Annotated in this window: 12 protein-coding genes; 3 read left to right on the forward strand and 9 right to left on the reverse strand. The window is 66.4% G+C overall.

All coding sequences use genetic code 11. The features are described from left to right. Positions 1–55 precede the first annotated feature (55 nt). Positions 56–697 (forward strand): GntR family transcriptional regulator, encoded by a 642-nt coding sequence (locus ULB03_RS20870; protein WP_322484999.1) that lies wholly within the window; start codon positions 56–58, stop codon positions 695–697. 304 nt (positions 698–1,001) lie between these two features. Further along, positions 1,002–2,600 (forward strand): anti-phage dCTP deaminase, encoded by a 1,599-nt coding sequence (locus ULB03_RS20875; protein WP_322485000.1) that lies wholly within the window; start codon positions 1,002–1,004, stop codon positions 2,598–2,600. Between the two features lie 10 nt (positions 2,601–2,610). Here ULB03_RS20875 and ULB03_RS20880 read toward each other — a convergent pair whose 3' ends face one another. Genes ULB03_RS20880 through ULB03_RS20905 form a run of 6 tightly spaced genes read right to left on the reverse strand, consistent with a single transcriptional unit; the run spans position 2,611 to position 11,204 of the window. Then, positions 2,611–3,618: a glycosyl transferase family protein gene (locus tag ULB03_RS20880; protein ID WP_322485001.1), complete on the reverse strand. Its 1,008-nt coding sequence runs from the start codon at positions 3,616–3,618 to the stop codon at positions 2,611–2,613. A 19-nt stretch (positions 3,619–3,637) separates the two neighbouring features. Then, positions 3,638–4,444 (reverse strand): uroporphyrinogen-III C-methyltransferase, encoded by an 807-nt coding sequence (gene cobA, locus ULB03_RS20885; RefSeq protein ID WP_322485002.1) that lies wholly within the window; start codon positions 4,442–4,444, stop codon positions 3,638–3,640. Continuing rightward, positions 4,425–7,112, reverse strand: coding sequence for a molybdopterin-dependent oxidoreductase (locus ULB03_RS20890; protein WP_322485003.1), 2,688 nt, complete (start codon positions 7,110–7,112; stop codon positions 4,425–4,427). The genes cobA and ULB03_RS20890 overlap by 20 nt, the downstream gene beginning before the upstream one ends. Before the next feature lie 11 nt (positions 7,113–7,123). Next, positions 7,124–7,462 (reverse strand): nitrite reductase small subunit NirD, encoded by a 339-nt coding sequence (gene nirD / locus ULB03_RS20895; RefSeq protein ID WP_322485004.1) that lies wholly within the window; start codon positions 7,460–7,462, stop codon positions 7,124–7,126. Continuing rightward, positions 7,462–9,933 (reverse strand): nitrite reductase large subunit NirB, encoded by a 2,472-nt coding sequence (nirB, locus tag ULB03_RS20900; protein WP_322485005.1) that lies wholly within the window; start codon positions 9,931–9,933, stop codon positions 7,462–7,464. Before nirB ends, nirD begins: the two co-directional genes overlap by 1 nt. Before the next feature lie 59 nt (positions 9,934–9,992). Beyond that, positions 9,993–11,204, reverse strand: coding sequence for a nitrate/nitrite transporter (locus tag ULB03_RS20905; RefSeq protein ID WP_322485006.1), 1,212 nt, complete (start codon positions 11,202–11,204; stop codon positions 9,993–9,995). 431 nt (positions 11,205–11,635) lie between these two features. Between ULB03_RS20905 and ULB03_RS20910 the strand changes: the two genes are divergently transcribed. Further along, positions 11,636–13,333, forward strand: coding sequence for a protein kinase domain-containing protein (locus tag ULB03_RS20910; protein WP_322485007.1), 1,698 nt, complete (start codon positions 11,636–11,638; stop codon positions 13,331–13,333). 8 nt (positions 13,334–13,341) lie between these two features. Here the strand turns inward: ULB03_RS20910 and ULB03_RS20915 are convergent, their stop codons facing one another. The 3 genes from ULB03_RS20915 to ULB03_RS20925 all read right to left on the reverse strand — a co-directional run bounded on the left by ULB03_RS20915 (position 13,342) and on the right by ULB03_RS20925 (position 14,251). Further along, on the reverse strand, positions 13,342–13,644 hold the full coding sequence (locus ULB03_RS20915) for a CcdB family protein (RefSeq protein ID WP_322485008.1): 303 nt from the start codon (positions 13,642–13,644) through the stop codon (positions 13,342–13,344). Beyond that, the gene (locus tag ULB03_RS20920; protein WP_322485009.1) at positions 13,644–13,904 is read right to left on the reverse strand and encodes a type II toxin-antitoxin system CcdA family antitoxin; all 261 of its coding nucleotides are present in this window, start codon (positions 13,902–13,904) and stop codon (positions 13,644–13,646) included. The genes ULB03_RS20915 and ULB03_RS20920 overlap by 1 nt, the downstream gene beginning before the upstream one ends. A 74-nt stretch (positions 13,905–13,978) precedes the next feature. Further along, positions 13,979–14,251, reverse strand: a complete 273-nt coding sequence (locus ULB03_RS20925; RefSeq protein WP_322485010.1) for a hypothetical protein — start codon at positions 14,249–14,251, stop codon at positions 13,979–13,981. Positions 14,252–14,277 lie beyond the last annotated feature (26 nt).

The raw sequence follows: 14,277 nt of genomic DNA on the forward strand, positions 1-14,277 counted from the left end.
CTATGGTGGGGAATGGCGTTCCGCCATATCCCCGCCTTCCGACTGAAAACGCCGCATGAGCATTGTCGTTCGCAGCCTGCCCGACCAGGCCTATGAAATCGTGCGGGAGCACATCCTGCTGGGCACCATGGCGCCGGGCACGCCGGTACAGCAGGGGGCGGTGGCCAGCCAACTGGGCATCAGCAAGATCCCCTTGCGTGAGGCCTTGAGCCGGCTGGAGCAGGACGGCCTGGTCACCTCCTTCCCCAACCGGGGCTATGTGGTGAACAGCCTGACGACGGCGGAGGCGACGGAGGTGTTCGCCCTGCGCCTGAAGCTGGAACCGGGGGCGTCAGCCGATGGCGCCCGCCGCGCCACCCCCGCGGACCACGATAACGCCCGTGCCGCCCTGCTGGCGCTGGAGCGGGAGCAGGGCACCGCCGGCACCGGCCATGTCACCCACAACCGCGCCTTCCACATGGCGCTGATCCGCCCCACTGGCGGCATCACCGTGCAGTTGATGGAACGCCTGCACATCCTGTCGGAGCGCTATGTCCGGGTGCACCTGGAACCCCAGGGCCGTGACGGCCGGGCGCGGGACGAGCACCGCGCCCTGTTCGACGCCTGGATGGCCGCCGACGCCCCGGCGGTGGAAGCGCTCACCGCCCGGCACATCCAGGGCACGCTGGACGATTTGCAGCGGGAGCTGGCGGGGTGAGGGCCTATGAGATTAAATGGTATCTTATCTGATGGCGACTTAGAAATTTACTGCGGAAAAATGGGGAATTGGGGTTTTCACAAGGAGTTTCGGCGCAGATGGCGTGACGCATCAATTCGAATACCGAAGTCTTTTGGCTAGAGATTCCAACGTATTGATATTTTGAATCTTTCACTCTATTTTTAGTTTTGTTCGATCGGAAATTCTCCTGCGGAGACTCTGAGATCGGCTTTGGAGCTCTCTATGTGAAAGCTCCTATTGTTAACATTAAATTCAATACCTTTCTTGATGGAGATCATAAAGAATGAATGACGGTACAAATTCGGGTGCAGATATTCTAAATGGACTCGAAATTTCTCTTGGTGCTCAGTGTACGTTTCAGGTGGTTGGCATTGTTGGGGCAGCAGGGGCGGGAACGTCATGGACAGCACGGATATTGGTGCGCCTTCTCAAGAGGAGAAATGTATCTGCAACCATAATTAAAGCACGAGATTGTCTTAAAAAAGCGCTTGGAGACGTTTGGATAAAGGCTGTTGATCTTGGGAAGACAGACCCTGTTCATTCGGCGCATGAGCTTCAGAAACTTGGAAACAATCTGAGAAGAGATCACGATGATGCAATTGTTGCGAGTGCAATGATCGCTGCTATAGCGGATTTCTTGGCCGGGGATAATCCGCCCCATGTATTTATATGTGATTCATTGCGCCATCCAGCAGAGGCAAAGCTCCTAAGGATGGTATACGGTGATGCATTTTGGACCCTCGGGACTGTTTGTGATCTTGATACGCGGCGTGATCGGTTAAAGAAAAAGTTCACTATTCCCCAACTGAGAGAGCCAGTCGAGGCCGATTTAGAAAAGTTTATCGAGCGCGATCAAGATGATGCTTCAGATAAGCACGGTCAGCATGTGGCAGAGGCGTTTGAGTTGGCTGATTATTTCGTAGATACGTCGGCATCACTCTCCGATCCAGATGCACCTGACACCGAACTGGATGAGTGGCCTGTCGCGGCTGACCTTGGACGCTTTCTCGATCTTGTGCGCGGTGATAGAAATATGTTGCGCCCGACCGATGCGGAGCGGGCCATGTATCATGCCTATGCTGCTCGCCTCGGTAGTGCTTGCCTTTCGCGGCAAGTGGGTGCCGCCTTAATTGATAAAGACGGCCAGCTTATTTCTACGGGTTGCAATGAAGTTCCCCGGGCCGGTGGTGGCCTCTACGGGCAAGGTGAAGGTGAAAATAAGGAGAGAGAACGTGGCAGATGTCATAGCATGAATGGTTATTGTAGCAATACAATTCAGAGAAATGAAATAATTGAAGACATAATATCTGTATTAGATCAGAACGGATCGAAAAATATAGATGTAGATGATAGAGAAGAATTAGTAAAAAAATTAAGGAAATCAAGAATTGGTCAGCTCGTAGAATTCAGTCGTTCGGTCCATGCGGAGATGGATGCTGTGGTTTCTGCAGCGCGAAAGGGAGTTTCTACTGTCGGTTCTAGGCTGTTTGTAACCACTTTCCCTTGCCATAACTGTGCACGTCACATTGTGGCTGCGGGAATCGATGAAGTTCAGTTTATTGAACCTTATTTAAAAAGCAAGGCGCTTCTATTGCACGCAGATTCTATAACTCAGAAATATTATGGCTGGGTTTCTCCAAGTAAAGCACGGGCGCTTGGCCAAGAAGGGCCGTATTATGTTTTGTTCCGTCCATATGTTGGCGTTGCGCCACGCCTGTATCGTCGTGCTTTCGTAAAAGATGGAGAAGTGAAAGATGGTACAACTGGATTTTTGCTTCGAGATCAGAAGCCGGCCTATATGCGGTTGCGGCCATTGAGTAATGGGGTTGAGAATCTACAGAATTCAATCAGAGATAAATTCAATTCAATATTTAAAACTTAGGAATTTTATTTTATTGTTCTATGCGTCTTTTAAGAGAGTTCGGAGTGGGTAAGTAATTGCGTCCCGCCCAAATCTCCGCCGCCACCCGGTCTGCCTCGGCCGGCTCATGCGCCAGGCCCAGGGCCAGCACGCCCAGGGCGATGGTGGCGATGACGGTGGCGGTGGCCGCTTCCACGCCCGGGTCGCCGCGCCACACCGGCAGCAGACCTTCGCTGTCCGCCTTGCCGGCGGTCAGCGCGGGGAGGGGGAGTTCCTGGCGGTCGGTGCCCACCTGGACATACGCCGTGGTGGGCTTGGCGGGGTTGCGTTCCACCTCGCCGCCGCCGCCCTTGACCACCACCAGGCGGGGGCGGTTCAGGCGCTGGGCCACGCCTAAGTGCAGGTCGATATAGGGCGGGTGGAAGACGCCATCGACGGCGGCAGCGGTGTCGAAGGGGTCCAGCAGGCGGCAGACGGTGTTGATGGGGCTGCGCAGGCCCAGCAGGTGGCGCAGGTTCAGCAGGCGATCCAGCTCGGGGCTCAGCGCCGACAGGGGTAGGTAGGCGAAGCCGGTCTCGGCCACCAGGGCCTTGGCGTCCGCGCGGCTGGTGGCGGGGCGCAGGCCCAGTTCGCCCAGGGCGTCGGGCACGTCGCGGCCCTGGGTGAAGGCGTTGCTGCCGTGCATGAGGACGCGGTGCCCGGCCTGGGCCAGCGCCAGGGCCGACAGCAGGAACCAGGGCTCATCCCGGGTGCGGCCCGCGCCGTAGGACGGCCAGTCCAGGTCGGCGGCGCCGGTGCACAGCCCGTCGCTCAGGCCCGCCGCATCGCGCGCGGCCTCCACCAGGCCCGCCACCTCATCCGGGTCCTCCCCACGATAGCGCAGCAGCATGAGGAAGGCGCCCACCTGGTGGGGATCGGCCTCGCCCTTCAGCACCATGCCCAAGGCCGTGCGCGCCTCTTCCCGCGTCAGGGAGCGGGAGCGGCCGGGGCCGCGCCCCAGGGTGCGGACGTATTGGGCGAAGATGTGTTCATCGGTCATGGGGCAGGCAAGCTCAATCTCAGGCGGCGCGGGAGCGCACCTCGTTCATCGCGGACTCTACCGCGTCCCGCCGCCGCAATGCCACCACCCGTCCCACCAGCACCAGGGTGGGGCCCGTCACCCCCGCCGCCGCCACGCGGGCCGCGATGTCGGCCACCGTGCCGGGCAGGCGGCGCTCACTGGACAAGGTCGCGTTCTCGATGGCGATGGCCGGCGTGGCGGGGTCCAGGCCGGCGGCCAGCAGGCGCTGGGTGACCTGGCCCAGCGTGCGGCTGCCCATATAGATGGCGATGGTGCCATCGCAGGCGGCCAGGGCGTTCCAGTCGTGGGCGGGCAAAACCTCGTCCGCACCCCCTTCCTGGCAAGCGTGCCCAGTAATCAGGTGCAGGCTGCGGCTGTAGCCGCGCTGGGTCAGGGGCATGGCCATGGCGGCGGCGGCCGCGCAGGCCACGGTGATGCCGGGCACCACCTCCGCCACCACACCGGCGGCGGCCAGGGCCTCCAGCTCCTCGCCCGCGCGGCCGAAGACCATGGGGTCGCCGCCCTTCAGGCGCACGACATGGGCGCCCGCCTGGGCGTGGCTGACGATCAGGCGGTTGATGGCGGCCTGGCTCATCTCATGCCGGCCGCAGCGCTTGCCCACGTCGATGCGGCGGGCATGGGGCGGCGCCAGGTCCAGGATGCGCGGGTCGACCAGCTTGTCGTACAGCAGCACGTCGGCGCTTTCGATACGGCGCAGGGCCTTCACCGTCAGCAGCTCCGGATCGCCGGGGCCGGCGCCCACCAGGCTGGCGCGGCCGGTGACGTTAGGCTGATGCATGGACATCGCGGAGGATCTCCTTCAGTTCGGGGATGCAGGACCCGCAGTTGGTGCCGGCCTTCAGGCAGGTGCCGATCTCTTCCGCCGAGGTCAGGCGGTTGGCGACGATGGCGTCCCGGATGGTGACCAGGCCGACGGAGAAGCAGGCGCAGACGGTGCGGCCGGCGGACTTGACGCCCGAGGCCCCCAAACCGCCAGGGGCGCGGCCGGACAGCAGGCTGGGCCGGGCCGCGTCCGTCACCTTGTCGCCCAGCAGGGCCGCCAACACGTCGCGCGGCGGCAGTTGGGCGCCCTCGCCGGCGGCCAGGAACAAACAGGCCTCCAGCCGGCCGTCCACCAGGATGGCGACGCGCAGCAGGCCGCGCCCGGCGTCGGTCAGCTGCAGCCACTCCGCCCCCGCTGGCGGGTGCAGCAGGCCCTCGACGAAGCGGGTCAGGGCCGCCCCGGCCGGCAGGGCGTCCGACCCCACCAGCTCGAAGGCGTGGCCGTTGCTGAGCGGTACGCGCGACCAATAGGCGACACCCTGGGGCCGCACGGCGGCGCGGTGCAGCAGCAGGCCGCGCCAGGCCACCGCCACCTTCTCCGCCCGCACCGGCGTCAGCTTCAATTCCGGCTGGCCGGAAATGGGGTCGAGGGCGGCGTTGACCAGGCGCCCGGCGGGCCCGGCGGAGCAGAACTCATCCGTCCAGTGCATGGGCAGGAACAGGTCCCCCACCCGCTGGCCGGCGTCGACGGTGGCGCGCACCACCGTGCTGGCGTGGACGCTCTCGATACGCATCAGGTCGCCGTCGGTGACACCCAGGCGGGCGGCATCGGTGGGGGACAGGGCGGCGCGCGGCTCCCCGGTGTGGGCCAGCAGGCGGGGCACGCGGCCGGTGCGGGTCATGGTGTGCCACTGGTCGCGGATGCGGCCGGTGTTCAGCACCAGGGGATAGGCATCATCCGCGCGGGCGGCGGTCGGGCGCCAGGGGGTGGGCACCAGGCGGCCCCGGCCGTTGGGCGTGGCGAAGCCGCCCTGGCCGAACAGCCGCCCGCCTTCATCCCCCGCCCAGCGCACGGGCCAGCGCACCGGCGCCAGGGCGTCGTACTGCCCGTCGGTCAGCATGGCCAGGCCGCTGATGTCGAAGGGACGGCTGCCGGCGTTCTCGAAGCCGGACAAAGCGGCATGCTCCCGGAACACCGCCGCCGGGCTGGTCCAGGAAAAGGCGTCCTTCCAGCCCATGCGCTGGCCCACGGCGGCCAGCACCCGCCAGTCGGCCCGCGCCTCGCCCGGGGCCGCGCGGAAGGGGCGCTGGCGGCTGATGACCCGCTCGGAGTTGGTGACGGTGCCGTCCCGTTCCCCCCAGCCGGCGGCCGGCAGCACCACGTCGGCCAGGGCCGTGGTGTCGTTGGGCCAGCAATCAGACACGACGACGAAGGGGCAGGCGCGCAACGCCTCCCGCACCCTGTCGGCGCGGGGCAGGCTGTCGGCGGGGTTGGTGGCGATGATCCACAGGGCCTTGATGCGGCCGTCCAGCACGGCGTCGAACATCTCCACGGCCTTCAGTCCCGGCTTGGTCGCCAGGTTGGGCGCCCGCCAGAAGCGGCGGACGCGGTCGATCGCTTCCGGCTGGTCGAAGCGCATGTGGGCCGCCAACTGGTTGGCCAGGCCGCCCACCTCGCGCCCGCCCATGGCGTTGGGCTGCCCGGTGATGGAGAAGGGGCCGCAGCCGGGCTTGCCGATGCGCCCCGTCGCCAGGTGGCAATTGATGATGGCGTTGACCTTGTCGGTGCCCACCGACGACTGGTTCACGCCCTGGGAATAGACGGTGACGACGCGCGGGGTGGAGGCGAACCACTGGTAAAACCGGGCCAGGTCCGCCGGGTCCAGGCCGGTGAGGGCGGCGGTTTGGTCGGCCGTCTGGCGGGCGGCGGCCAACGCGGCCTCGAACCCTTCCGCGTGCGCCGCCATCCAGGCATGGTCCAGTTGGTCCTGGTCGGCCAGGTGGGCCAGCAGGCCGTTGAACAGGGCGACGTCGGTGCCCGGCCGCACGGCGAGGTGCAGGTCGGCATCCTCACAGGTGGCGGTGCGGCGGGGGTCGATGGCGACGATGCGGATGGGCCGTTTGGCCCGGGCGGCCAGCAGGCGCTGGTGCAGCACCGGGTGGCACCAGGCGGAATTGCTGCCCACCAGCACCACCAGGTCCGCCAGTTCCAAATCCTCATAGGTCCCTGGCACCACGTCGGCGCCGAAGGCGCGATTGTGGCCGGCGACGGAGGACGCCATGCACAGACGGGAATTGGTGTCGATGTTGCCGCTGCCGATGAAGCCCTTCATCAGCTTGTTGGCGACGTAGTAATCCTCCGTCAGGCATTGGCCGCTGACATAGAAGGCGACGCTGTCGGGCCCATGCTCCGCGATGGTGGCCTTGAAGCGCTGGGCCACCAGGTCCAGGGCCTGGGTCCAGTCCGCCGCCCGGCCGTCGATCAGGGGGCGGGTCAGCCGCTCCCCATCCTTCAGCGTCTCCGCCAGGGCGGACCCTTTGGAGCAGAGGCGCCCCCGGTTGGCGGGGTGGGTGGTGTCGCCCACCACCCGGCCATCAGCCTGGGCCACGACGCCGCAGCCCACGCCGCAATAGGGGCAGGTGGAGCGGACGGCGCCGGCGAGGGCACCGGCTTCAGCGTCCCGTGCCATCCCCTCCGGCATCACGCCACCATGGCCAGCAGGATGCGGCCGTCCTGCACCCGCACGGGGATGCGGGTGACGCAGCCGTCGTCGGGGGCGCAGGCCTCGCCCGTTTCCAGGTCGATCACCCAGTTGTGCAGGGGGCAGGTGACGGCGTGGCCGTGCACCGTGCCCTGCGACAGGGGGCCGCCCTTGTGCGGGCAGCGGTCGTCCACGGCGAACACGGCGTCGTCCAGGGTGCGGAAGACGGCGACGTCGCCCCGGGGGGTGGCGACCACGCGCGCACCCTGGCGGGGGATGTCATCCACCGCGCCCACCTCGACCCAGCGGCCCTCGATACCAACGCTGTCCATCATCATCACTCCACCGTCGCCAGGGTGCGGAAGGGGGCGGCGGCCGCCTTGCCGGGCGCGCGCTCGGCCCAGGGGTCGTCCTGGCTGAATTTCTGGGCGTACAGGAACTTGGCGTAGAGCGCCTTGCGGCCCGCCTCATCCGCCACGATGCGGTCCTTGACGTGCTGCAGGCCCACGCGCTCGATCCAGGGCGCCGTGCGCTCCAGATAGCGGGACTCCTCGCGGTAGAGCTGCAGATAGGCGCCGCAGTATTCCAGCACCTCCTCCTCGGTGGTCACCTTGCACAACAAGTCGGTGACGCGGACGTGGATGCCGCCGTTGCCGCCGACATGCAGTTCCCAGCCGCTGTCCACCGCCACCACGCCGAAGTCCTTGATGGTGGCCTCGGCGCAGTTGCGCGGGCAGCCGGACACGGCCAGCTTCACCTTGTGCGCGTGCCAGGACCCCCAGGTCATGCGCTCCAGCTTCACGCCCATGCCGGTGCTGTCCTGCGTGCCGAAGCGGCACCATTCCGATCCCACGCAGGTCTTCACCGTGCGCAGCGCCTTGCCGTAGGCGTGGCCGGAGACCATGCCGGCGTCGTTCAGATCCTTCCACACATGGGGCAGTTGCTCGCGCGTCACGCCCAAAAGGTCGATGCGCTGGCCGCCCGTCACCTTCACCGTGGGGATGGCGTACTTGTCCACCACGTCGGCGATGGCGCGCAGCTCATCCGCCGTGGTCAGGCCGCCCCACATGCGCGGCACCACGGAATAGGTGCCGTCCTTCTGGATGTTGGCGTGGTTGCGCTCATTCACGAAGCGGGACTGCTGGTCGTCCTGGTACTCACCGGGCCAGGCCACCAGCAGGTAGAAGTTCAGCGCCGGGCGGCAGACGTGGCAGCCGTCCGGGGTGGTCCAGCCCAGGGTGGACATGACCGCCGGCATGGAGCGCAAGCCTTGGGTGACGATGGCGTGGCGCACCTGGTCATGGCTGTGCGTCGTGCACTTGCACAGCGGCTTCTCCCCCGTCGGTTTGGCGTAGCTGTCGCCCAGCGACAGGGCCAGCAACTGCTCCACCTGGGGCGTGCAGCTGCCGCAGGAGGCGGACGCCTTGGTGCGGGCGCGCACCCCCTCCAGGGTGGTCAGGTCATGCTCCGCGATGGCGCCCATGATCTTGCCCTTGCACACGCCGTTGCAGCCGCAGATCTCGGCCTCATCGGGCAGGGCGGCCACGGCGGCGGTGGGGTCGGCGGCGGGCGCGCCGGCCGCCAGGCTGGCGAAGGCCTGGCCGAAGATCAGGGTGTCGCGCAGCTCACCCAGCGGCTTGTCCTCGCGCAGCAACTGGAAGTACCAGCCGCCGTCCTGGGCGTCGCCGTACAGCACGGCGCCCACCAGTTTGTCGTCGCGCAGCACCAGGCGTTTGTAGGTGTTGCGGGCGGCGTCGCGGAAGACCACCTCCTCCGTCGTTTCGTCGCCGATGAAGTCGCCGGCGGAGAAGACGTCGATGCCCGTGACCTTCAGGCGGGTGGCCATGGCGGTGGGGACGTAGTCGCTGGTGGCGTCCTCGCGCGCCAGATGGTCGGCGCAGACCTTGGCCATGTCCCACAGCGGGGCCACCAGGCCATAGGTCTTGCCGCGATGCTCCACGCACTCGCCCACCGCGAAGATGTCGGGGACGGAGGTGCGCATGTCGTCGCCCACCTCGATGCCGCGGTTGATGGCCAGGCCGGCGGCCCGCGCCAGGTCGATGTTGGGACGGATGCCGATGGCCAGCACCACCAGGTCGCCCGGGATCTCCCGCCCGTCGGCCAGGCGCACGCCCTGCACCCGGCCGTCGCCGAAGATCTCCTCGGTCTGGCCGTTGGTGAAGAAGTTCATGCCGCGCTCGTCCAGCTCGCGCTGCAGCAGCTCGGCCGCCGCCTTGTCCAGCTGGCGCTCCATGATGGTGCCCATCAGGTGGACGACGGCCACCTGCATGCCCCGGCGCAGCAGGCCGTTGGCGGCCTCCAGGCCCAAGAGGCCGCCGCCGATGACGATGGCGCGCTTATGCGTCTGCGACGCCGCGATCATGGTGTTGACGTCGGCGATGTCGCGGAAGGCGCAGACGCCGGGCAGATCCAGGCCCGGCACCGGCGGGGCGATGGGCCGGGACCCCGTGGCCAGCAGGACCTTGTCATAGGCCACCACCCGGCCGCTGGCGGAGGTCACGGTGCGGGCCTGGGTGTCGATGGCCGTCACCGCGTCACCGGTGATCAGCTCGATCCCATTCTCCTCGTACCAGGAGCGGGGGTTGATGACGATCTGCTCCAGGTCCTTTTCACCGGCCAGCACGGAGGACAGCATGATGCGGTCGTAATTCACGTGCGGTTCGGCGCCGAAGACCGTGATGTCGTACTTCAGCGGGTTGCGCTTCAGCAGTTCGTCCACCGTCCGCATGCCGGCCATACCGTTGCCGACGACCACCAGCTTCTGGCGCGGGGGCATATGCGTGTCCATGGGGGAACCCTTCCCTTGAAATCGCCAAATCAGAGCTATTGAGGATCAGACGCGGCCAATCAGACGCGGGCCGCGCCCAGGGCGGCGGCGCCCCAAGTGGTGCGCCACCGGCGCTTCACCCCGGTCAGGCCGACCAGGGCCGCCAGGGCCAGCAGGGCGAACAGCAGGAAGCCCGCCTGGTAGCCGCCGGTCAGTTGCTTGGAGTAGCCGAGGCTGGAGGCCAGGTAGAAGCCGCCCACGCCGCCCATCATGCCGACCAGGCCGGTCATGACGCCGATCTCACGGCGGAAGCGCTGGGGCACGAGCTGGAACACGGCGCCGTTGCCCATGCCCAGGGCCAGCATGGCGACGACGAAGACGGCCAGGGCCATCCAGGCCTGCGGCAGGGCGAAGCTGACCACCACCAGGGCGCTGGCGGCGATGGTGTACATGACGGTCAGCGAACGCACGCCGCCGATGCGGTCGGCCACGGCGCCGCCGATGGGCCGCACCAGGGACCCGGCGAAGACGCAGGCGGCGGTGAAGTAGCCAGCGGTGATGGGGCTGAGGCCGTACTGGTCGTTGAAGTAGATGGTGAGGGAGGAGGCGAGGCCGACGAAGCCGCCGAAGGTGACGCTGTAGAAGAACATGAACCACCAGGCGTCGCCGATCTTCAGCACCGCCAGGTATTCCGCCAGCGACTTGGCCGGCGGGCATTCCGGGCTGTCCTTGGCCAGCACCAGGTACAGCGCCAGGGTCAGCGTCAGCGGGATGGCCAGCAGGCCCAGCACGTTGTTCCAGCCATAGGCGACGGCCAGGGCCGGCGCGAAGAGGGAGGCGAAAACGGTGCCGGAGTTGCCGGCCCCCGCCAGGCCCAGGGCCGTGCCTTGGTGCTCCGGCGGATACCAGCGCGAGGCCAGCGGCAGGGCCACGGCGAAGCTGGCGCCGGCCACGCCCAGGATGGTGCCGGTCAGCAGGGTGGCGTTGAAGCTGTGCACCCCGAAGTACCAGACGGCGACCAGCCCGGCGATGACCACCACCTGCGCCAGGAGACCGGTGCGCTTGGGCCCCAGGTGATCCACCAGGATGCCGTTGATGACGCGGAAAAAGGCGCCGGCCAGGACGGGAACCGCCACCATCAGGCCCTTCTGCGCCGGCGCCAGGCCCAAGTCCTTGGCGATCAGCACGCCCAGCGGCCCCAGGATGACCCAGGCCATGAAGCTCATGTCGAAATAGAGAAACGCCGCGAACAGGGTCGGCAGATGTCCAGCCTTCAGGAAACTCTTGTTCATCGGGTGCGCCTCCGGGCAGGGCTGCGGGCCTTTGGCGACGGGGGCGGCCATGGGTCAGGCGCCGCCTATCACCAGAAGGGGGTGGTGGATCGGGGTCAGGCCGAAATGGGCCTGGGGGTGGAGTAGGGCCCGGTTGGAACCGGACGCTGACAGGCCGCCGTTGACCCGCCGATCAGACCACATGGGATGCGCGCCATTGCATCATCCCGGAGGCGGGGCCGCCCCGCCGTTGGGGCCGCCCCGATGCAGAAAAGAACCTTTTGGTCCCCTGCTCGTGTAATCTTCTTCGCAACCGCCGTGCCAGTTTCGCTGTCGCGGAAAACCTGGGGTTTCACCGTGGCGGGCGGCGGCACAAATGCCTTTTATTTGAGCAATCGCTAAGTCGACTGCGCAAATGATTAATTCATAGGCAATAATCGAGGGTGGCGCGGATGGGAGCAGGGCAGATCGAACTGCGCGCCGGCTGGTGCAGCGAAACCGGCCGCCGCCCGCGCAATGAGGACTACGTGGGCGTGTGCCTGGGCACCGCCACCCAGCGCGCTCGCCAGGGGACGGTGGCCGCCATCGCCGATGGCGTGTCGGGGGCGCCCGGGGGCCGCGTGGCGGCGGAGCTGGCGGTGCGCGCCTTCATCGATTTCTACCTGGGTGAACGCCAGACCTTGGGTGTCCGGCGGGCGGCCGCGCACGCGGCGGAGGCCATCAACCGCTGGATCCATGCCCAGGGTCGGGTCGACCCGGAACGCACGGGCATGGCCACCACCCTGACCGCCGTCATCCTGCGCGACCGCCGCGCCCATATCCTGCATGTCGGCGATAGCCGCCTGTACCGCCTGCGCGACGGCCGGCTCAGCCTGCTGACCGAAGATCATGTGCACAGCGGCCCGGACCAGCGCCACATCCTGCGCCGCGCCATCGGGCTGGAGGACGCGCTGCGCGCCGACTACACCACCGAGCCCCTGCGCGAGGGTGATCGCCTGGTACTGCTGACCGACGGTGTCCACGGCGTGCTGTCGTCCCGCGACTTGGCCCGCCTGGCGGCGGCGGAACCGACGCCGGAGGCGGCCAGCCAGCAGTTGGTGGCGGCCGCCCTGTCGGCCGGCAGCCACGACAACGCCACCGCCCTGGTCATCGACGTGGTGGCCCTGCCGCCAGCCGACCGGGATGAACTGGCCGAGATGACGGCGGATCTGCCCATCCTACCCCTACCCAAGCCGGGGGATATCGTTGACGGCTATCGCATCGGCCGCCCGCTGTCCGATGGCCGCTATAGCGCCCTGTTCCTGACGGAACCGGCGGGGAAGGAGGCGCCGCTGGTGCTGAAGTTCCCCAAGCCGGCGGTGGCGGCCGATGCCGTATACCGCCTGGCCTTCGTGCGCGAAGGCTGGGTGGCGGCCCGGGTGCGCAGCCCCTGGCTGGGGGAGGTGGTGGAGGTGCCGCCTGGCCGGCAGACGCGGCTTTACACCGTCATGCCCTATTACCCCGGCCAAACCTTGGCTCAACGCTTGTTGGCGCCGCCGCGCGTGGGCGTGGCGGAGGGGGTGCCCCTGGCGGTGAAGCTGGCCAAGGCGGTGGCGGCCCTGCATCGCGCCGGCATCATCCACCGCGACATCAAGCCCGACAACGTCATCATCGACGGCGCCGGCGGCCTACGCCTCATCGACCTGGGCGTGGTGCGTCTGCCGGGGATGGAGGACTTCCCGGCCGAGCAAATCCCCGGCACGCCCAGCTACATGGCGCCGGAACTGCTGGCCGGGGAGCCGGGTGATGAGCGCACCGACCTCTACGCCCTGGGGGTCACCGTCTATCACCTGTTCACCGGCGCCTATCCCTACGGCGAGATCGAACCCTTCCAGCGTCCCCGCTTCGGCGTGCCCGTGCCGGTGCAGCAGCGCCGGCCGGACCTGCCCACCTGGCTGGATCTGTCGGTCATGAAGGCCGTGGCCGCCAACCCCGCCGACCGTCCCGGCGACGTGCTGGAATTCGCCCTGGAACTGGAGGCCGGCGCCGCCCACCCCACCCCGCGCCCCACCCGCCGCCGCTCCCTCTACGACCGCGACCCGGTGCGCTTCTGGAAGCTGACGGCCCTGGCGCTGCTGGTCCTGCTGATCCTGTCGCTGGTGCGGGATTAGGCGGCAGATTATGAGCCGGAGATCAGCATATCGAGGGCGTTGATGACATTGAAATAGTGTTGGGAGTTTAGGCTGCTGACCGGTGGCCCTAATTCTTTGCGCGGCACAGTCGCGATGGACTGGGTCAGCATCACATGCACAATGCCATCGATATTAAAAACGGGATTCAGCCGCTCCAGGATCCGTAAATCGGCCTGCTGTGGCAGCAATGGCACAACGGCAGCGGTGGATAAGCCAATCAACAGATTAGCCTGTACCTCCAGAATGAAGCCAGGTCGCCGTGGAAGACGATATAGGTCCAACTGCGCCATTAGAATTGACGAAATTCGGACAGCGGCACGCCGTTCTTTTCAACGTAGGCGTTCCAATCGTCAATGGCCCCTTGGTTTCTTTCGAGCCATTGAGCGGCCTTCTTCTCAGCTATCTCCGTTGCCAGGCCCCGCTCGCAAGCACGAGAAATATTGATGCCCAAAACCTTCGCTTCGGCAACGAGGGCTTCAGGGAGGGAGACATTTGTCCCTTTTCTGGGACCGGATTCGGTGCTTGCGGGGGGAACCATTTGAGGTCGCATGGGAGCCTCCATAAACATGCGCACAAAACATGCGCGTCTTCATGAACTCAGTATGTGCGCCTTTTCAGGCTCAATCAATGAGCGGAGAAGGTATTTACCCAGGCCAGGATACCAAGGAGGCCAATCCCTATAACGGCCGTCAGCGCGAAGGTCAGTTGGAGAAACGGCCCATAGAGGGGGTTCCTCAGGAAAGGGGGGCTGGCCTTGGTGAAAATGCGTCCATGCCCATGGCGCCAGGCCATCAGACGCGCGATCCGTTCCTTGGTCCGTTTGGCCCGCCTGGCGCCGGTCACACCATAGACTACAAGTCCAATGGCGAAGAGATAGCCGGGGAGCAAGGCCTCCATAATAAATCCCGCCAAATCCAACGGCG

The sequence above is a fragment of the Nitrospirillum goiasense genome (genome assembly GCF_034427435.1).
Classification (GTDB): Bacteria; Pseudomonadota; Alphaproteobacteria; order Azospirillales; family Azospirillaceae; genus Nitrospirillum.